General features: G+C 54.7%; 17 protein-coding genes and 1 pseudogene. 3 read left to right on the top strand and 15 right to left on the bottom strand.

Annotation, left to right across the window (positions count from 1 at the left end; all coding sequences use genetic code 11):
- Positions 1–5: 5 nt before the first annotated feature.
- The 9 genes and pseudogenes from ACJ9Y9_RS12025 to ACJ9Y9_RS11985 form a co-directional block, all read right to left on the bottom strand.
- The gene (locus ACJ9Y9_RS12025; RefSeq protein ID WP_028018927.1) at positions 6–1,625 is read right to left on the bottom strand and encodes a TIGR04028 family ABC transporter substrate-binding protein; all 1,620 of its coding nucleotides are present in this window, start codon (positions 1,623–1,625) and stop codon (positions 6–8) included.
- A gap of 150 nt (positions 1,626–1,775) precedes the next feature.
- Positions 1,776–2,786 carry an alcohol dehydrogenase AdhP gene (adhP, locus tag ACJ9Y9_RS12020; protein WP_028018928.1) on the bottom strand — a complete coding sequence of 337 codons (1,011 nt, stop codon included), beginning with the start codon at positions 2,784–2,786 and terminating at the stop codon, positions 1,776–1,778.
- A gap of 197 nt (positions 2,787–2,983) precedes the next feature.
- Positions 2,984–4,693 carry an ABC-F family ATP-binding cassette domain-containing protein gene (locus ACJ9Y9_RS12015; protein ID WP_028018929.1) on the bottom strand — a complete coding sequence of 570 codons (1,710 nt, stop codon included), beginning with the start codon at positions 4,691–4,693 and terminating at the stop codon, positions 2,984–2,986.
- Between the two features lie 631 nt (positions 4,694–5,324).
- A complete protein-coding gene (locus tag ACJ9Y9_RS12010) occupies positions 5,325–5,804 on the bottom strand; it encodes a type VI secretion system tube protein TssD (protein ID WP_028018931.1) in 480 nt (159 codons plus the stop codon).
- A 235-nt stretch (positions 5,805–6,039) separates the two neighbouring features.
- On the bottom strand, positions 6,040–6,732 hold the full coding sequence (locus tag ACJ9Y9_RS12005; protein WP_028018932.1) for a hypothetical protein: 693 nt from the start codon (positions 6,730–6,732) through the stop codon (positions 6,040–6,042).
- A gap of 5 nt (positions 6,733–6,737) precedes the next feature.
- A pseudogene (locus tag ACJ9Y9_RS12000) lies at positions 6,738–6,830 on the bottom strand (type VI secretion system tube protein Hcp); the annotation flags it as partial.
- 250 nt (positions 6,831–7,080) lie between these two features.
- The gene (locus ACJ9Y9_RS11995; protein ID WP_028018933.1) at positions 7,081–8,778 is read right to left on the bottom strand and encodes an NAD-dependent malic enzyme; all 1,698 of its coding nucleotides are present in this window, start codon (positions 8,776–8,778) and stop codon (positions 7,081–7,083) included.
- A 174-nt stretch (positions 8,779–8,952) separates the two neighbouring features.
- Positions 8,953–9,090 (bottom strand): stationary-phase-induced ribosome-associated protein, encoded by a 138-nt coding sequence (gene sra, locus ACJ9Y9_RS11990; RefSeq protein ID WP_008501714.1) that lies wholly within the window; start codon positions 9,088–9,090, stop codon positions 8,953–8,955.
- 100 nt (positions 9,091–9,190) lie between these two features.
- Complete coding sequence (locus ACJ9Y9_RS11985) at positions 9,191–10,042, bottom strand: Vmh family MBL fold metallo-hydrolase (protein WP_028018934.1); 852 nt, start codon at positions 10,040–10,042, stop codon at positions 9,191–9,193.
- A 110-nt stretch (positions 10,043–10,152) separates the two neighbouring features.
- On the opposite strand from ACJ9Y9_RS11985, the gene ACJ9Y9_RS11980 reads away from it, so the two are divergent.
- Complete coding sequence (locus tag ACJ9Y9_RS11980; protein ID WP_028018935.1) at positions 10,153–11,028, top strand: LysR family transcriptional regulator; 876 nt, start codon at positions 10,153–10,155, stop codon at positions 11,026–11,028.
- A 19-nt stretch (positions 11,029–11,047) separates the two neighbouring features.
- On the opposite strand, the gene ACJ9Y9_RS11975 is transcribed toward ACJ9Y9_RS11980, so the two are convergent.
- On the bottom strand, positions 11,048–12,007 hold the full coding sequence (locus ACJ9Y9_RS11975; protein ID WP_028018936.1) for a hypothetical protein: 960 nt from the start codon (positions 12,005–12,007) through the stop codon (positions 11,048–11,050).
- A gap of 115 nt (positions 12,008–12,122) precedes the next feature.
- Between ACJ9Y9_RS11975 and ACJ9Y9_RS11970 the strand changes: the two genes are divergently transcribed.
- Positions 12,123–12,551 carry an OsmC family protein gene (locus ACJ9Y9_RS11970; RefSeq protein ID WP_023311893.1) on the top strand — a complete coding sequence of 143 codons (429 nt, stop codon included), beginning with the start codon at positions 12,123–12,125 and terminating at the stop codon, positions 12,549–12,551.
- Between the two features lie 23 nt (positions 12,552–12,574).
- Here the strand turns inward: ACJ9Y9_RS11970 and ACJ9Y9_RS11965 are convergent, their stop codons facing one another.
- Positions 12,575–13,480 (bottom strand): LysR family transcriptional regulator, encoded by a 906-nt coding sequence (locus ACJ9Y9_RS11965; RefSeq protein WP_028018937.1) that lies wholly within the window; start codon positions 13,478–13,480, stop codon positions 12,575–12,577.
- Positions 13,481–13,594: 114 nt separating this feature from the next.
- On the opposite strand from ACJ9Y9_RS11965, the gene ACJ9Y9_RS11960 reads away from it, so the two are divergent.
- Entirely contained in the window at positions 13,595–14,344 is a 750-nt protein-coding gene (locus ACJ9Y9_RS11960) for an SDR family NAD(P)-dependent oxidoreductase (protein WP_028018938.1), read from the top strand.
- Here the strand turns inward: ACJ9Y9_RS11960 and ACJ9Y9_RS11955 are convergent.
- From ACJ9Y9_RS11955 to ACJ9Y9_RS11940, 4 genes are read right to left on the bottom strand one after another with little or no spacing between them, the layout of a single operon-like run.
- Entirely contained in the window at positions 14,341–15,270 is a 930-nt protein-coding gene (locus ACJ9Y9_RS11955) for an ABC transporter ATP-binding protein (RefSeq protein ID WP_028018939.1), read from the bottom strand. The genes ACJ9Y9_RS11960 and ACJ9Y9_RS11955 overlap by 4 nt on opposite strands.
- The gene (locus ACJ9Y9_RS11950) at positions 15,263–16,249 is read right to left on the bottom strand and encodes an ABC transporter ATP-binding protein (RefSeq protein ID WP_028018940.1); all 987 of its coding nucleotides are present in this window, start codon (positions 16,247–16,249) and stop codon (positions 15,263–15,265) included. The genes ACJ9Y9_RS11955 and ACJ9Y9_RS11950 overlap by 8 nt, the downstream gene beginning before the upstream one ends.
- Positions 16,246–17,142, bottom strand: coding sequence for a D,D-dipeptide ABC transporter permease (gene ddpC / locus ACJ9Y9_RS11945; RefSeq protein WP_028018941.1), 897 nt, complete (start codon positions 17,140–17,142; stop codon positions 16,246–16,248). The genes ACJ9Y9_RS11950 and ddpC overlap by 4 nt, the downstream gene beginning before the upstream one ends.
- Positions 17,139–18,161, bottom strand: coding sequence for an ABC transporter permease (locus ACJ9Y9_RS11940; RefSeq protein ID WP_028018942.1), 1,023 nt, complete (start codon positions 18,159–18,161; stop codon positions 17,139–17,141). The genes ddpC and ACJ9Y9_RS11940 overlap by 4 nt, the downstream gene beginning before the upstream one ends.
- Between the last annotated feature and the right edge of the window lie 20 nt (positions 18,162–18,181).

Genomic DNA, 18,181 nt, shown 5'->3' with positions numbered 1-18,181 from the left:
GCTCCTCAGTGTTTCTCAATCCACGCGCCGTAGAACGACGGGCGGCCTACCGCTTCAAAATTGACGCCTTTCAGCCACGGCGCACCGGCAAAGACCTGCGGCTCCTCGAAAATCGGAATGACGTAGGCGTTATCCAGCAGGTAGCGCTGGGCGTCCCCCGTCAGCTGCAGGCGTTTTTGCGGATCGACTTCAGCAGAAATGTTCACCAGCAGTTCATTCAGCTTGTCGTCACGGAAGTTTTTGACCTTGTCGCTGGACCCGCCTTTTTGCAGCAGCGCGTCGCGGTTAGCCGGGTAGAACATGCTTTTCACCACGTCAGGATCGGCGCGGCCCACTTCGGAGACGGTTAACGGGGTTTTCAGCGGGTCAAGGTTATCCAGCGTGCGGCTGCCTGCGTCACCGGCTTTGACGCTCAGCGCCACGCCCACCTGTCGCCACTGCTGGGCAACCAGTTGCAGCACCTCTTTGTTTTGCGGCTGCGGCAGGGATTCATACACCGTCAGTGCCAGACGTTGGCCGTCTTTGGCGCGGATCCCGTCGCTGCCTGCTTTCCAGCCTGCGTCGTCCAGCAGCTGGTTGGCTTTAGCCGGGTCAAAGGCCAATTTGTCGCTGAGATCGACAAAACCTGCGGCGGAATCGGCAATCACTGACTTCGCCTGCGGATAGTTGGCCGAGAAGAGGGTCTCAACCACCTGTTTTGCGTTGGTGGCATGCAGCAGCGCCTGGCGCACGCGAATATCGGAGACCAGCGGGTTATCCGGACGGAAGCTGATGCTGTCGTTCACCCCGCGCGTCGGGGCAGCATAGATCTTATAGCCCTGATCTGTAGCCTGCTTTTCGTCATATGCCTGTACCTGGCGAATAAAATCAGCCTGACCGGCCAGCAGGGCGCCCACGCGCACGCTGTCTTCCTGAGTCACGATAAACTTGATGCCATCAAGATTGGCTGGCCCCTGTTGCGCCAGATTTTTGGGACCCCACTGGTAGTCCTTACGCGCTTCCAGCGTTACTTCGCGACCCAGCTTCTCGTCCTTTACCACAAACGGGCCAGAGCCAATGATATGACGGGCATCCCCCAGCTCTTCAAAGTTGCGTTTCAGCGTGCTGAGCGAGACCAGACCCGAGCCAATGGTGGCGGTACCTTGCAGGAACCCCGGCGACGGTTTTTTGAAGTAGAACTTCACGGTCAGCGGGTCGATGACTTCGCTGCGATCGTAGTTATTGATCACTTCTGACACCGGCAGGCGCTGCGCCTTATTGCCTAAACCGTAGGTATCAAAGTTTTTTGCCACGGCGTTCGCGTCCAGCGGCGTGCTGTCAGAGAAGGTGATGCCAGGGCGAATTTTAAAGGTGTATTCGGTTTTATCGGCGTTGGTGGTCCAGCTTTCTGCCACCCAGGGCTCCACCTGCAGCGTCCTGGGGTTCTGCCACGTCAGTTTGTCGGTGATCTGGTTCAGAATGCCGCCGTTCGGGTAGAAGCCACCGGCGGGCGGGTAGAGGTTGGTGTGTGCCTGTTGCTCCAGATAAATCAGCGTGCCGCCTTTAACAGGCGCATCGGCGGACCAGGCTGCGGTGGTCGTCAGAATCAGCGCCGTCAGCAGCGGCAGACGAAACGGGGTTTGCATGGTGAATTCCTTTGTTATCTTCTTGTTAGCGTCGGATTCATCATCGGGCGCGGGGGAAAACAAGGGAACAAAGGAATTAAGATAAGGATTGCCGGAAAATGGCTATAAAAAAACCGCCCCTGTCAGGAGCGGTACTTGAACGGGGGGTGATTATGAACGCAGGTCAATCACCATACGGCCACGGATCTGACCCTGTTCCATCTCTTTAAAGATGGCGTTGATGTCTTCCAGCGGACGCATCGTGACTTTCGGCACGACCTTGCCTTCTGCCGCAAACTGGAACGCTTCCTGCAGATCCTGACGGGTACCGACCAGCGAACCGACAACCTGAATACCGTCCAGCACCAGACGCGGAATATCGAGGCTCATTGCTTCCGGTGGCAGGCCAACCGCGACCACGCGGCCACCGGCACGCACGGCATCAACCGCTGAGTTGAATGCTGCTTTTGCGACGGCAGTGACGACTGCGGCATGCGCGCCGCCGGTTTTTTCCTGCACAATTTTAGCGGCATCTTCGCTGCGTGAGTTGATAGTTAAATCCGCACCCATGCTTGCCGCCAGCTTCAGCTGTTCATCGTTAACGTCAAGAGCGATGACTTTGGCGTTAAAGACGTTTTTAGCGTACTGCAGTGCGAGGTTACCCAGCCCGCCAAGACCATAAATTGCAATCCACTGGCCCGGTTTAATACCCGACACTTTTACCGCTTTGTAGGTGGTCACGCCGGCGCAGGTGATGCTGCTGGCAGCAGCCGAATCCAGACCGTCCGGCACTTTTACCGCGTAATCCGCGGTAACAATGCACTCTTCCGCCATGCCGCCATCCACGGAGTAACCGGCATTTTTTACATCGCGACACAGGGTTTCGTTGCCGGTATTACAGTATTCGCAGTGACCACAGCCTTCAAAAAACCATGCCACGCTTGCGCGATCGCCGACTTTAAGCGATTTCACGCCAGGACCAACTTCTTTTACGATACCAATCCCTTCATGGCCCAGGATAACCCCGGTTTTATCGCCGAAATCACCGTTCTTCACGTGGAGATCGGTATGGCATACGCCACAGCACTCCATCTTAAGCAGGGCTTCTCCATGCTTTAACGGTCTTAACGTTTTTTCGGTGACATTGACCTGGTGATCCTGAGTGACAACAGCAGCCTTCATGTGTATCTCCTTGTTCATGATTAGAATTTGCATAGCAGGTGTAATACCCCTTAAGGATTGATACATTAGCCTGGTAATGCAAGGCTACGGCAACATAATGTCATCATTTGATTCGATTTAAGATTAAGAATACGGCGATCCCTCTAATTATTAAGGGGGAAAAGACTGGCCCGGCGAGCAACTCGCCGGGCGCAGTTTTACAGCTGTGCTTCTATCTCCTTAATCTCTTTACGCCATTGCGCCTGAAGCTGCGGCTTCTGATGCTTCGGCTTACGCGCCAGATCGTCTTCCAGCAGCGTTTCCAGAGCGACCAGCCGTTCAAGCAGATCGTCATACGGCGAGGGTTGAACCGTCGCGGCGGCAGCGGGCGGCGCAGATGTCACTAGCCCAGCGCTTTCACGCAGACGCTCAAACACCGCTTCTGCATCGTGCCATTCGCTCAGTGTCCCATTCTCAATCAGCCAGAAACGATTACAACTTTGGCTGATCAACTGACGGTCATGGCTGACCAGCAGAACACCGCCTTCGAACTGCTGAAGGGTTTGCGCCAGCACCTCTTTGCCTTCCATGTCGAGGTGGTTGGTGGGTTCATCCAGCATCAACAGGCTATAGCGAGCAAGCGTCAGGCCCACGAACAACAGGCGTGAACGCTCGCCACCGCTGAGCGTGCTGACCGTTTGCCCGTGACGCGCCCACGGGAAACCTGCGCTTATCAGCGCCATTTTGCGGTTCTGCGGATCCGGCGCGAAAGGCTCCAGCGCGTCGAGCAGCGTGGCGTTGTCCGGTAGCTGATTCAGCGTCTGGTCGTAATAGCCTGGTGACACGCGGGGGTGGATTTTCAGCCCGCTGTCTGCGGACTCATCGGCGAACTGTTGCCAGATAAGCCTCATCAGCGACGATTTGCCGCAGCCGTTGCGTCCGACAATCGCCACGCGATCGCCGCTTTTCAGGCGCGTTGTCTCAATGCTGAACAGGCTGGGTAGCCCAGGAGCAGGGGGGACGCCGAGATTTTCCATCTCCAGCAGACGGTCGGCCCGCAGCGCATCACCACGCAGGGTTAACGTCCACGGACTGCCTGCCGTGAGCGCCGTCTGGCTCTCCTTCAGCCGTTCGACCTGTTTTTCCATCTGTTTGGCTTTGCGGGCCAGGTCTTCGTTGTCGTAAACCTTGCCCCAGGTCGCCAGCCGCTTCGCGCTGGCGGTCACACGGTCGATCTCCTTTTGCTCCGCCTTGTGGCGCTGCGCGTCGCTTTCATCCTTTGCTTCAAGCGCCTTGCGGGCGGCCGTGCAGGGAAGGGCGAAGTAGTGCAGCGTTTTATCGCGCAGGATCCAGCTACCGTTGGTGACGGCATCAAGTAACTGTCTGTCATGTGAAACCAGTACGAAACTGCCTGACCAGTTCTGCAAAAATTGCTCAAGCCAAAGCATGGTGGGTAAATCGAGATGGTTACTCGGTTCATCCAGCAAAAGCAGATCCGGCTCGTGAATCAATGCCCGCGCCAGCAGCAGGCGAGTGTGCTGCCCGCCGCTCAGCGTGGCGGATTGCAGCATCATATCCTGCGGCGTGAAGCCCATGCTTGCCAGCAGCGTTTCGGCTTTCCAGCGCAGGCTGTCACGTTCAGCAGAAGGTAACTGTGCCAGCACGGCATCCAGCATGGTCAGCGGAAAAATAGCGTCCGGGAGGTGTTGTTCTACCCGTGCCATCAGGCACTGCCCGGCCAGCGAAACCGTTCCTGCGGCAGGAGCGTCAGTGCCGTCCAGCACCTTCAGCAGCGTACTTTTGCCGCAGCCGTTATCGCCCAGCAGGCCAATGCGGTCGCCTTTTTTTAGCGTAAAGGAGAGCGAGTCGAAGAGCGTGTCAAACGCCGTATCAACGCGTAAAGATTGTGCAGTGAGTAAAGTGCTCATTGTTGCTTACCCAAGAGTTACAGGCATGTTTATGCCTCGTCAAACATCGCTGACGATAACTCAGTAAGCCCGAGAGAAGGGATTTCAGGGGTTGGTGTCTTCGCTCAAGCAGAAGTTATCGCAGCACGATACCGATAACGCTTGAGCTGGTGCGATCACCAAATGTATGTGAAACATTGAAAATTTCACAGTACAGCATAATTGGCCTCCTTATATGTTATGAGTTTGTAATGAACTACCACTATACAACGTTTTCGAGTGTATACCAAGTAGAGGGGCAGCATTGCTGCCCTGTATTATCTTTTCCGTATAAGCAAATACAGGGCTAGTGTAAGAGCTGAGGCAATGAATGCGGCTATACTGAAAAAAGGTACAGCACAAAATCCATAATCAATTCGTCGCCATAGATTTCAAAATGCTCCGCAAAAGAGTACTGCGCATCTGGTGGAATAACTTTATATAATGTGATTAATGACAGAAATACTACGGTACACCATAGAATTACAAGGAGTACCACCTTCACTAATGGACAATCATATAGTTTCATTCTCACCACTTGTCGTTGCTCTGCGGTTAAATTAAACATTTTCTCTCTTAGTTAGAGGCGAAGCATCCTTTGCTTTCTTCGTCATCATGCACAACAACGATCGTTCCATGAATCACGATAGATAATATTACCCTCTGTATACTTCCAGGTAATCGCTTCATAACGTAATTCGAGCGTTTCAAGGTGCGTACTGCTTATACCGTTAGGAGACAGGTAGGGTGCAACTGTTGTAAACTTGACGTTTTCCAGAATGATATTGAAATACTCGGCCTCAATACCTGATTCCAGAATACGGTACATTTTAATTGTGGCCTTCTTCATGGTTCGGCCTTCACAGACAGCACGGTACAAAAGTGGTGTTGTTTGATCAAATTCCTTCACTATTGTGATAGGGCGATGGACACGCGTTCCTGTTAGTTTTCCCCAGCTTGGATCGACCGGGATAGTGACACCGTGAGAGAAGGATTTTAACTCGATAGACCCCAGACGAAGTGGCATAAGGCAACTGCCAACGATCGGTGAACCATTTTCATCTTCAAGCCATAAGTGTGCGGTTATAGACATAATATATCCTTATGCATAAATTTACGATAATGCTAACGTTTGAATCTTGCAATTTCATATATTGATAAAACAACCATCACAAACACAAAGAATAAGGGGATCAGCCAGATTGTGGTGTCAGGAAATAATGAGCCCTGAATCAAGGCGAATACTACTGTCAGCGCTGATGGGCCATAATACGAAACTAACGACCTGAACATTCGCCTGAAAAATCTTTTAATAAGATTCATCATGGTTATCGAACCATCCTGGTTATGATATCCGCAATTTCATCATCCGATGCCCATTGTGCTGTAAGCGCCTTAGCCCGCTCAAACACTGGCTCTATCAGGAAATACATCATTTCCAACTCTTGAACGTATAGCGCTGAGTAGTAAGCGGGATAAGTAATGTGAAGACGATGCGCGCTGTCTGCTGCTTTTTGGACAATGCCGTATATGCCAATAATCCCAACAACCTGTCCCGCTCTTCGCCCTGCCAGGGCACTGATTTCAAGGTTTAGATTCATGCCTGCTGCGACAAATGATGCCGTTGCTAAAGCAAACCCCACGTTTGTGAGTGAGCTTGCGGCAATATGGATATTAACAGCCATAAGCATTTGTTTGATACGTTCAAGCTGTTCTGTGGTTTTATCTTTAAATATTTCTTCGAAATAAATTTTGAACATGTCATACGCAACATTGTTATGTCGAAGAAGATAAATAACACCGTCTCTAAATCGAATGTCTTCAGTTTTTTGTTTCTTGCATACGTCCTGATATTCATCAGTAAAGCAGGACGTATAATACAGTGCGCGCGTTGCACCTGCGCCGATCGTTTCAATCTGATTTGATACGGCTTTTCCTACACCCGTTAATGCGTGGTCGAGTTTTAACGCAAGAATTTTATTCGCCTGCAAGTAACTTATCACTTCATCTCTGTAGCACATGACCGCTCCTTGCTTCCCTCGCGATCTTGTACATCAACAGCGTCTTTGATATCTGCACCGCCGTCATCTTTAAGCCAAAGATATGCCGGAATTGCCATTTTAATACCCTTTTTAAATTAATGAGTTTAGTGATGTGGAACGTTACTAAACCCTTAAAAGAATTTGTTTATTAGGCAAAAAGTGTTATGTGAAAATTTTATATTTCAACGAGATATGAATTATCGTTGAATTATTGATTTTTTAAATAAGGGGTAGGGGAACGCCGTTGTAGCGGCTAAGAAAATAAAGAGAGGAGGGTGTTCACGTTCCCTCTCCCTTTTGAGGAGAGGGAACGGTTGGAACGCAGAGTTAAATCGACGTCCGGCGATAACTCCGGTATTCAGGCTTCCAGAAGTTGTCGTCAATGGCCTGCTGCAGCGCGTCGGCAGAGGTTTTCACCGCCACGCCTTGCTGCTGCGCCATTTTACCTACCGCGAACGCGATAGCGCGCGACACCTTGTGAATGTCTTTCAACTCCGGCAGCACCAGACCTTCACCGTTGTTGACCAGCGGCGAGTAGCCTGCGAGGGTTTCGCTCGCCGACATCAGCATTTCATCGGTGATGCGAGACGCGCCGGAGGCGATTACGCCCAGACCAATGCCCGGGAAGATGTAAGAGTTGTTGCACTGGGCGATCGGATAGGTTTTATCCTTCCACACCACTGGATCGAACGGGCTGCCGGTGGCAACCAGGGCGTTACCTTCAGTCCAGGCGATGATGTCCTGCGGCGTCGCTTCCACGCGGGAGGTTGGGTTAGAGAGCGGCATCACGATAGGGCGCTCGCAGTGCTTGTGCATCTCGCGAATGATCTCTTCGGTGAAGAGGCCGGTTTGCCCGGAAACGCCGATCAGAATATCCGGCTTCACGTTGCGCACCACGTCCAGCAGGGAAAGCACTTCGTTGTCGGTATCCCAGTTTTTCAGGTTTTCGCGCTTCTGCACCAGTTTCGTCTGGAACGGCAGCAGGTTTGGCATACCGTCGGTCAGCAGGCCGAAACGGTCAACCATAAAGACGCGAGAGCGCGCCAGCTCTTCGCTTAACCCTTCACGCTGCGTCTGCGCGATAATCTGCTCGGCAATACCGCAGCCGGCAGAGCCTGCGCCAAGGAAGACAATTTTCTGATAGCTCAGCTGGCTGCCTGCCGCGCGGCTGGCGGCGATCAGCGTACCCACGGTGACCGCTGCGGTACCCTGGATGTCGTCGTTGAACGAGCAGATCTCGTCGCGATAGCGGTTCAGCAGCGGCATGGCGTTTTTCTGCGCGAAGTCCTCAAACTGCAGCAGCACGTCCGGCCAGCGGTGCTTCACGGCCTGGATGAAATCATCAACAAACTGATAGTACTCATCGTCGGTGATTCGCGGATGACGCCAGCCCATATAAAGTGGATCGTTGAGCAACTGCTGGTTGTTAGTGCCGACGTCCAGTACCACCGGCAGGGTATACGCCGGGCTGATACCACCACAGGCGGTATACAAGGAGAGTTTACCGATGGGGATACCCATCCCGCCAATGCCCTGGTCGCCGAGGCCGAGAATACGCTCGCCGTCGGTCACCACAATCACTTTGATATTGTGGTTAGGCACGTTTTGCAGAATGTCGTCCATGTTGTGACGGTTCTGATAAGAGATGAAAACGCCGCGAGAGCGACGATAGATCTCTGAGAAGCGCTCGCAAGCCGCACCCACCGTCGGGGTGTAGATCACCGGCATCATCTCTTCGAGATGGTTCTGTACCAGGCGATAGAAGAGGGTTTCGTTGGTGTCCTGAATGTTACGCAGGTAGATGTGTTTGTCGATTTCAGTTTTGAAACCCTGATACTGGATCCACGCGCGCTCTGCCTGTTCTTCAATGGTCTCAACCACTTCGGGCAGTAAACCCAGCAGGTTAAAGCTGCTGCGCTCTTCTATGCTGAAGGCGCTGCCTTTGTTAAGCAGGGGGAATTCGAGTAAAACCGGTCCGGCATAAGGGATATATAAGGAACGATGTTTTTTCAGTTTGTTGTCCATGTCACTCACTCTTTTTATGAAGATCCGTCCCTGACACTGCTGTTTGTCATCTTTCTGGCCTGTGCTACGGGATTCGGTCAGCGGTATTATAAAGGAGCTAAATATGAATTACCGCAACACATAAACAAAAACACCATCGGAAGACCGATGGTGTTGAGGTTCTGTTTCTGGAACTTACTTGCCCGCGTGGCGTTTTCTGCCGGTGGCGTGGGTGACTTGCGTTTCATGGTCGCCTTCAATCACCACTTTACGTTGGTTTGAAAGCTTGTAGTTCAGCCCCAGAATGTGGCGTGCCTGACGGTTCGATTTCATGTTAACTCCTCAATCCTGTTGATAGTTTTAAGGACCAGTTTGCTCACGCAAACGAAATGTAACCCCTTAGGTTGCACATCCAGCATAGCAGGTTTTTACATTACCACTTCATTTCGCCGGTATTCACTTTGGCGCTCAGCTCCAGTGAGCTGGCTTCTGCAAGGTTCGGCCACTGTTTTTTCATCGTGTCGATTACGCTGGCTGAGTTTTTATGTTGACCCAACGCCAGTTCGAACTGCTGAAGGTACTGACGGGTAAAGTCGATAGCCCCGGTTCCGGCTGGCGGCGTGCCGAGATAATGCCCCGGAATGACGCGCGCGGGCTTATGTGCGGCCATATCATCCAGCGTTTCTTGCCACTGCTTACGGCTCGCTGGTGTCTGGGTGTCTGCTGTCCAGACGTGAATGCCCCAGGAAACCCCGGTACCGCCAAGAATGGTTTTCGCTGACGGGATCCAGACATAAGCCGCGTAGCTGTCTGGTTGCTCAATATCAATCTTTTCCCCGTCAACCATAAACGTGGTGGAGGTAAGCACCTGCGGCACAACCAGCTCGGTTGGCGCGCCGTCTTTCATCTGTGGACCCCAGAAGGCGAGCTTGGCGTCTTTGGTGGCTTTAATATGGTCAACGACATGCTGGGTGGCTACCACTTTGGCATTCGGGAAGGCTTTTACCAGCGGCTGCAGACCGAAGTAAAAATCGGGGTCGCCAGACGTGATCACAATCTTATTCAGCGTTTTACCGCTGTGGCGAATTTTCTCTACCAGCGCTTCGCCATCTTTCACACTGAACTGCGCATCAAACAGAACCGCTTCTTTCGGGCCGGAGACCAGCGTTGATGAGACTGCGAAAATCCCTTTTTCTTGCGGGTTATAGGTATCAATGGTCAACGGTGCGGCAAAAACAGCCGGAGTGAAAAGGGTGGAAAGCAAAGCAAGGTGAGTGAGTTTCATACTGTTGTCTCTGTTGTGCAGGAAAGTCTCTATTGTACGGATATTCGCATTTGCCAGAATTCCTGAAACAAGACATGCTTAGTTTCATAAATCGAGCAAATGGAGTTTCTATGGATCGCGTTATTGCCGCTCAGGTCTACAACCGGATATGCGAGCTGGGAAGTTTGAGCGCGGCGGCCCGCGCGCTGGGGATTTCCCGACCGATGGTGAGCCGCTACCTTGAACAAATGGAGAAGTGGGCGGGAACACGGCTGGTTAACCGCTCAACGCGCAAGTTAACCCTGACCGCGGCAGGGGAAAAGGTGCTGCAAAAAACGCGGACACTCTCGCAGATCTCGCAGGAAATCGAAGGTCAGTCAGAGAAAGATCTGCCGTCTGGCACGTTGCGGGTGGCCTGTGCGCACTTTACCGCCATGCACCTGATTGCGCCGGTGTTGCCCGGTCTGCTTTCGCGCTATCCGCAACTGCGCATCGAGCTGGATGTGAACAACCACCCGGTCAGCCTGGTGGGAGAGCGCATTGATGTCGCTGTGCGCATTACGGATAACCCTGAACCCGGCATGATTGCCCGTCGGCTGGGAGAATGTCGCTCGGTTCTCTGTGCCTCACCCGATTATCTTGCACTGCACGGGACGCCCGTCAGCCCCGAAGAATTAGCACAGCATAACTGCCTGCACTACAGCTTTTTCGCCGGGCAGTCCTGGCACTTTCTGACCCCGGAAGGCGAAAACCTGAGCGTGGCCGTCAGCGGCAACCTGAGCGCCAGCATCTCTTCGCTGTTGATGGATGCGGCGATAAAGCATTGTGGTATTGCGATGCTGCCGGAGCGTGAAGCGTCTGCCGCGCTGGACCAGGGCTTACTGGTGCCGGTGCTGAGCGCTCTGGATCCGAAACCGCTTGCCATCCATGGCATTTATCAGTCCCGGGAATATCAGCCAGCTGCACTGCGCGTGTTTCTCGATGAACTGGCCGGTTATCTGGCATGATAGCCGCGAACGCTCGTGATTACTTTGCCTTTAGCCAGGGCGTGGCGGTGCTCCAGAAAATAATATCGGCCCCGAGGTACTGTTCTGCGAACTGGTCAAACTCGGCTTTGGTAAAGGGCTTACCGGTCTGTGGATTTTTATAGGTCAGGGTCGGTTCCTGAACCGCCATCGCGATGAGCGGCAGCGTGTGTTTATTTTTATGGAAGAAGGGATAGGCGTTCTTTATGTGGGCCTTGCGGTTGGGAACAATGTCCGGTCCACCCAGGCCGATATTGTTGGCGCTGGCATACGCAAACAGACGCCCCATGTAGTTGTGGTCATTATCCCACTCGCACGGCCAGAAGTTCACGTATTGCACAACGTGTGATTTCTGAAAAGCCTTTCGCGCAAAGGCGAGGTTTTCCATTTCACCCGCGAAATAGCTGTCGCAGGTAAATCCGGCCGGCGGATTTTTTTCGTCGATATCAATGGCGGTTTCCGGCAGGTTTACCCCGTATACCTCGCCATCAAAGCGTTTCGCCAGGGCGGCCAGCAGCGCCTGGTAGCGCTGGCGCACGGCAGGATCCCACTGACGCGCCACCCATCCTGAACCGACTGGCTTTCCTTCGCCGGGGTTATCGAACTGCGTTGCAATCCCGCCACCATATTGCTTATCGTGCATCAGATAATCCGGCACGTAGCGGGCATTAGGCTCAAAGAAACGATCCTGAATCTGGATGAAGAGCTTTTTCCTGGCAGTCTTAAGACGCGCCAGATCCTGCTCAATGCGCGAGAAGTCATACTTGCTCTTCTCGGGTTCAAGCAAGCGCCAGTTGTAAACAATCTGCACGCCGCCGATGTCGCTTCGCGCAACAAGCGGAAACGCCGCATCGAGATCGCCGGAGCTGGTATAGATAAAGTTCTCCGGCGTTTTCGCCAGTGAAGACAGCGATAGAGCCAGTGTGGTTACGGCAACGGCCATCCTGATTTTTAGCGCCATATCATTATCCTTTTTGTTGGTGCAGCAGGTGAAAGTCCTGGAAAAGTCTGTGTTCCAGGGTGGGTCAGATGCGTAGTCTATACTTAACCCTTTGTAAGCCAAAAGGAGAGCAAGAATGACTATTCATAAGCACGGTTCGGCACACTGGTCTGGCGACATTAAGCGCGGAAAAGGAACGGTTTCCACCGAGAGCGGCGTTCTCAATCAACAGCCTTATGGTTTCAATACCCGTTTTGAGGGCGAAAAGGGGACCAACCCCGAAGAGCTGATTGGCGCAGCACATGCGGCCTGTTTTTCGATGGCACTGTCGCTGATGCTTGGCGAAGCGGGCTATACCGCCGATTCCATTGATACCACCGCGGACGTCTCTCTGGATAAAACCGACGGCGGCTTTGCTATCACGAAGGTTGCCCTGAAAAGTAAGGTGACCGTCCCAGGCATTGCCCCTCAGCAGTTCGATGGCATTATTCAGAAAGCGAAAGCGGGCTGCCCGGTATCGCAGCTCCTGAAAGCCGAAATTACGCTGGACTATAAGCTTAACTAAGTCCCAGCCGGGTTCGCGCCCGGCTATCCCTTCAGCGCGGCGGGGAACACCTCCGCCAGCCACGCAATAAACACCTTAAGACGGTGCGTCAAATGGCGGTTCTGCGGGTATACCACGTGAAACGGATAGGCAGCAGGGCGCCAGTTGCCCAGGATCGCCGTCAGCGTACCCGCCTGTAAATACGCATTTGCCGAATACTCAAAGGTCTGCACAATGCCCAGCCCCGCCGCGGCAGCCGCCAGGTGGGCATTACTTTCATTTACACCGAGATAATGCGGAATATTTATTTCCAGCGTCTCGCCGTTCTCTCTGAAGCGAAACGGAAATGCCCGCCCGGTGACGGGCGAGAGGTAGCTGATGAGCTTGTGGCCATTGCACAGCTCCTGCGGATAGGCGGGAACGCCGTGATTTTTCAGGTAGCCTGGCGTCGCGCAGGTGACCATTTCGGCGTTGCCAATATGGCGGGCGATGAGGGTCGAGTCGTTCAGCGGGCCGCCGCGGATCACGCAATCAACGTTACCGCTGATGAGATCCACCGGACGATCGGCTACCCCAAGGTCGATGCGGATTTCCGGATAACGCTGCATAAAATCCGGCAGCAGGGGAATGAGCACGTCGCGGGCGGTGGAGCCGCCCACGTCAACCCGCAAACGCCCTTTTGGCGTCGCGCGGGAAACGCGAAACGCGGTGTCGATATCTTCGATATCTATCAGAACCCTGAGCGCTTTTTCATAGTATTTCGCCCCTTCAGGTGTGGTGACGACCCGGCGCGTCGTGCGGTGCAAAAGTCGTATTTCCAGATGCGCCTCAAGCGATTTCACCAGCTTGCTCAGGGTGGCTATCGGCATATTCAGAGAGTCTGCCGCGCGGGTAAAACTGCCGGATTCCACTACCCGCGTAAAGGCGCGCATCGCCATTAACTGGTCCATTAGGCCCCCTGATTATTTCTGTATGTGAATAGTCATTTTCATTTTTGCCCATTTTTCACTAATCACACAAGGGCTAAAGTTTGTCCATAGCAAACCCAACACAAGGTAAATAACATGAACACGACTCTTTCAGGAAAAATTGCACTGATAACCGGCGGCAGCACAGGTATTGGTCTGGCAACGGCACAGGAGCTGGCGGCGCAGGGCGCGAAGGTGTACATCACCGGACGTCGTCAGGCCGAGCTGGACGCGGCGGTCGCAGAGATTGCTTCTGGTGCAGTGGGCATTCGCGCGGACGTCTCTAAGCTTGCCGATCTGGACGAGGTCTATGCCCGGATCGCCAAAGAAGAAGGTCGCCTTGATATCCTGTTCGCCAATGCGGGTGGCGGCGATATGCTGCCGCTGGGCGCGATCACCGAAGAGCAGTTTGACCGTATTTTCGGCACCAACGTTCGCGGGGTGCTGTTTACGGTGCAGAAGGCGCTGCCGCTGCTCTCCGCCGGATCGTCGATTATTCTGACCGGCTCGACGGTCTCCGTTAAGGGGACGGCCAACTTTAGCGTCTACAGCGCCAGTAAAGCTGCCGTGCGCAACTTTGCGCGTTCCTGGGCGCTGGATTTGCAGGGCCGGGGGATCCGCGTCAACGTGGTGAGCCCGGGCCCGATCAAAACCCCGGGGCTTGGCGATCTGGTGCCTGAAGAACACCGTCAGGGGTTGTATGACGCGCTGGCCGCTCAGGTACCGCTCGGACGTTTGGGCGCGCCGGGTGAAGTGGGTAAAGCAGTGGCGTTTCTGGCCTCCGACGCGGCCAGCTTTATTAACGCCATCGAGCTGTTTGTAGACGGCGGGATGGCGCAAATCTAATCCAGATTCCGCCAGCAGCGAACGTTCCGGCCCTCATGTGAGGGCTGTAACGGTTGCGGATGTTCACATCCCTCCATTGCCATCGGGCAGCGATCACGGAAAAAACAGCCAACCGGCAAATGACGGTTTCCGGGAAGTTCAGTCTTACGCAGCGCCAGCCCCTCATCCAGCGGTTGACCTGTTCTGGGAACGGAGTCAAGCAGCAGCCGGGTGTAAGGATGGCGCGGCTCCCCCAACACCTGTGCGGCACTGCCCAGTTCAACAATCTGACCCAGGTACATTACTGCCACGCGGTCGCTCATATGCCTGACCACCGAAACGTTATGGGAGATCAAAACAAAGGTCAGATTACGCTGCTGTTGCAGTTTTACCAGCAGGTTGAGGATTTGCGCCTGCACCGAGATATCCAGCGCGCTGGTGGGTTCATCGAGCACTATAATATCCGGATCGGACGATAGCGCCCGGGCGATGGCAATGCGCTGACGTTGTCCACCGGAAAAGGCGTGCGGGAGTCGGTCGAGATACTCCGGGCGAATACCTACCAGCAGTGCCAGGTTTTCAGCCAGCTGGCGGCGCTCGCGCTCGCTGCTGCGTTTTTGCACCCACACCGGCTCGGTGATAATGCGCCAGACCGGTAGACGCGGGTCGAGTGAGGAGAGCGGGTCCTGGAAAACCATCTGCATGCCGCCCGCGTGCTGTGTCCGCTGGCAGGCGCCGGTGCTGGGTTTAAGCATACCCATTAATAGCTGAGCCAAGGTGCTTTTCCCGCAGCCGGACTCACCGACGATACCCAGTGTTTCTCCCCGGCGGATCTGTAAATCAAGCCCGTTGAGGGCATGTACCTGTTCCGTTACCTGGCCAAGCCAGTTTTTGCGTGCCGGAAAATTCACGTGCACGCTATCCAGTTCCAGCAGTACATCAGACATGGTGTTGCTCCCGTTGTGGATACCAGCAGGCAGCCTGTTGGCCTTCAGCGCCATTGGGTTGTAAGCGCGGTGTTTCACTGCATTTCGCCCCGGCGGCAAAGCAACGCTCGCGGAAAGCGCATCCTTGCGGAAGCTGGCTGAGGTTGGGTACTGTGCCGGGGATCGCCGGAAGCATGTCGCGCGGCTGACCATTTTCCGGTGCACACTGCAACAGACCAATAGAATAAGGGTGTACGGGATGGTGGATCAGCGTTTGCGTGGATCCGCTTTCTATCACGCTACCCGCGTACATCACATACATGCGATCGCAGAGTTGCGACACCACGGCCATATCGTGGCTAATAAACAGCACCGAGGTGCCGCTGGCGCGTGCTTTGTGCTTCAGCAGCCGGAGCACCTGTAACTGAACGGTGACATCCAGTGCCGTGGTCGGTTCGTCGGCGATGATAAGTTCAGGCTCGCAGGAGAAGGCAAGGGCGATCATCACCCGCTGGCGCATGCCGCCTGATAGCTCGAACGGATAGCGTTCCATGACCTGCTTCGCGTCCGGGATTTGCATCTCCTCCAGCAGAGTAATCGCCTTCTGCTGCGCCTCACCCCGCGAAAGCGGCTGGTGCTGGCGGATCACCTCCACCATCTGTTTGCCAATCCGCCGTGTCGGGTTGAGTGCAGTCATCGGCTCCTGAAAAATCATCGCCACTTTAGCGCCTCGCCACTGGCGAAGCTGTTGCTCGGATGCCGTCAGGACATTTTCACCCAATAGCCTCACCTGACCGTGATGAATATGGTAGCTGCCTTCCGGCAGCAGGCGCATAGCCAGCATGGCGGTAACCGATTTTCCCGAACCCGACTCACCAACAACGCCAACGATTTCACCTCGTTTGATCTCCAGCGAGACGTTGTTGAGGGCATGGACCTCACCGCGAAAAATCGGGAAGCTCAGATGTAAATCTTCAATGGTTAATACCGATTCGGTCATGACTGTTTCCCTCCCGATTTCGGATCCAGCAGATCGCGGATACCGTCACCAAACAGATTAAAGCCCACGGCAGTAATCAAAATGGCTGCACCAGGAAAGGCACAGTACCACCACTGGTCGAGGACGTAGTTACGGCCAACGGCCACCATTGCGCCCCATTCGGCGGTCGGTTGCTGAGCACCCAAACCAATAAAGCCCAGCGTGGCGGCCATCAGAATGGCGCTACCGATATCCAGTGAGGCCTGCACAATCAGCGGTGGCAGGGCATTGCGCAGGATATGCCAGCGGATTAAATGCCAGCGCGATGCGCCAAACGTGCGGGCGGCCTGGACATAGGTAAACTGGCGCACCACCAGCGTTTGTCCGCGCGCCAGGCGGACGTAAAACGGAATGCGGACAATCGCAATCGCCAGCATGGCGTTAAAGAGGCTCGGGCCCAGCGCGGCTGCCAGCGCCATGGTGAGTACCAGGGAGGGAATAGAGAGCATAATGTCCATCACCCGCATGATGATGGCGTCGCCGCGCCCGCCCAGAACACCGGACAAACAGCCCAGCAGCGAGCCAATCCCTCCTGCAATGACCACAACGGCCAGCCCGGCGGTAATGGATTGCTGACTGCCCGTCAGTACGCGGCTGAACAGATCGCGGCCCACCTCGTCAGTGCCAAACCAGTGTTGCGCCGACGGTGCCTGCAGGCGGGCGGTCAGATCCAGCGCGTTCGGGTCGTGCGGCACTATCCACGGTGAGGTCACCATCAGGAGCAGCATGGCGATCATAATGACGCCACCGACGATCGTGAGCGGGCTTTGACGCAGCATCCAGAAGAGCTTTGCCCAGTTGATGCGTTGTCTCACGGTTTTACCCGATACGGGCGTTTCCTGCGTTAACATCATTCGGCACCTCCGCGCCCGATTCGCGGGTCGATCCACAGGTAAAGCAGATCGACCACCAGATTAACCAGCACGTAGGCCAGCGAGACGACGACCGCGAAGCCCATCACCGCCGGGAAATCCAGCGCCTGGATGGACGTCACCACCCAGGCCCCCATTCCGGGCCAGGCGAAGACGGTCTCGGTGAGCACGGCACCGTAAAGCAGATCGCCCAGAGCCAGCCCAAGTACGGTAATTGACGGGATCATGGCGTTTGGTAAGGCATAGCGCAGCACGATGTACCAGCCTGGCAACCCGCTGGCGCGGGCGGTACGAATGTAATCCTCGCTCAACTGCTCAAGCATGGCCGAACGTACCTGCCGCGCCACAATGCCCAGATGCACAAACGCCAGCGTCAGTGAGGGTAAAATCAGATGCTGCAGGGTGTTCAAAAACACCTCTGCGTTGCCTTCCAGCAGGGAATCGATCAGATAAAACCCGGTGACATGAGCTGGCGGGTCAAGCCAGTCGTCCAGCCGACCGCCACCGGGAAGAATTTGCAGATGACCATAGAACAGCACAATGACGCCCAGCCCGAGCCAGAATGCGGGGGTGGAGATCCCGGTCATTGCCATCAACCGCACCAGATGATCCAGCCAGCGGTTACGATGCACCGCCGATAAAATCCCCAGCGGCACGCCAATCACCAGGGCCAGCAGCAGGGAACAAAAAGCCAGTTCCAGCGTGGCGGGGAAAAAGGCTTTTAAATCTTCCGCAACCGGACGTCCGGTGCGAATCGACGTCCCTAAATCACCGTGGGCGAGAGCCTCCACGTAGCGACTAAACTGGATGTACAGCGGTTGGTCCAGCCCCAGTTGCTGGCGGATGCCTTGTACAATTTCGTCGCTGGCACGGTCACCGGCCAGCAGACGGGCCGGATCGCCGGGGATCATGTGTGAAATAATAAAAGTAATAATACAGACACCGGCCACCACCAGGAGTAACCCCCAGCAGCGCTGGCGCACAATGCTCCAGAACGTCATACACTTTCCCCCGGCGAGAA

Origin of the sequence: Enterobacter sp. CPE_E1241 (assembly GCF_045618265.1) — a bacterium.
GTDB classification, from domain to species: domain Bacteria; phylum Pseudomonadota; class Gammaproteobacteria; order Enterobacterales; family Enterobacteriaceae; genus Enterobacter; species Enterobacter adelaidei.
The sequence above is the reverse complement of the archived record's forward strand: the minus strand, read 5'-3'. Positions and strand labels throughout refer to the sequence as shown.

Coding starts and splice junctions, on each gene's coding strand:
- ACJ9Y9_RS11955 (WP_028018939.1), bottom strand. CDS start 15,270: ATGTCTGATGTACTGCTGGAACTGGATAGCGTGCACGTGAATTTTCCG.
- adhP (WP_028018928.1), bottom strand. CDS start 2,786: ATGAAGGCTGCTGTTGTCACTCAGGATCACCAGGTCAATGTCACCGAA.
- ACJ9Y9_RS12015 (WP_028018929.1), bottom strand. CDS start 4,693: ATGAGCACTTTACTCACTGCACAATCTTTACGCGTTGATACGGCGTTT.
- ACJ9Y9_RS12005 (WP_028018932.1), bottom strand. CDS start 6,732: ATGTGCTACAGAGATGAAGTGATAAGTTACTTGCAGGCGAATAAAATT.
- ACJ9Y9_RS12025 (WP_028018927.1), bottom strand. CDS start 1,625: ATGCAAACCCCGTTTCGTCTGCCGCTGCTGACGGCGCTGATTCTGACG.
- sra (WP_008501714.1), bottom strand. CDS start 9,090: ATGAAATCGAACCGTCAGGCACGCCACATTCTGGGGCTGAACTACAAG.
- ACJ9Y9_RS12010 (WP_028018931.1), bottom strand. CDS start 5,804: ATGTCTATAACCGCACACTTATGGCTTGAAGATGAAAATGGTTCACCG.
- ACJ9Y9_RS11965 (WP_028018937.1), bottom strand. CDS start 13,480: ATGGACCAGTTAATGGCGATGCGCGCCTTTACGCGGGTAGTGGAATCC.
- ACJ9Y9_RS11940 (WP_028018942.1), bottom strand. CDS start 18,161: ATGACGTTCTGGAGCATTGTGCGCCAGCGCTGCTGGGGGTTACTCCTG.
- ACJ9Y9_RS11980 (WP_028018935.1), top strand. CDS start 10,153: ATGGATCGCGTTATTGCCGCTCAGGTCTACAACCGGATATGCGAGCTG.
- ACJ9Y9_RS11970 (WP_023311893.1), top strand. CDS start 12,123: ATGACTATTCATAAGCACGGTTCGGCACACTGGTCTGGCGACATTAAG.
- ACJ9Y9_RS11950 (WP_028018940.1), bottom strand. CDS start 16,249: ATGACCGAATCGGTATTAACCATTGAAGATTTACATCTGAGCTTCCCG.
- ACJ9Y9_RS11975 (WP_028018936.1), bottom strand. CDS start 12,007: ATGGCGCTAAAAATCAGGATGGCCGTTGCCGTAACCACACTGGCTCTA.
- ACJ9Y9_RS11960 (WP_028018938.1), top strand. CDS start 13,595: ATGAACACGACTCTTTCAGGAAAAATTGCACTGATAACCGGCGGCAGC.
- ddpC (WP_028018941.1), bottom strand. CDS start 17,142: ATGATGTTAACGCAGGAAACGCCCGTATCGGGTAAAACCGTGAGACAA.
- ACJ9Y9_RS11995 (WP_028018933.1), bottom strand. CDS start 8,778: ATGGACAACAAACTGAAAAAACATCGTTCCTTATATATCCCTTATGCC.
- ACJ9Y9_RS11985 (WP_028018934.1), bottom strand. CDS start 10,042: ATGAAACTCACTCACCTTGCTTTGCTTTCCACCCTTTTCACTCCGGCT.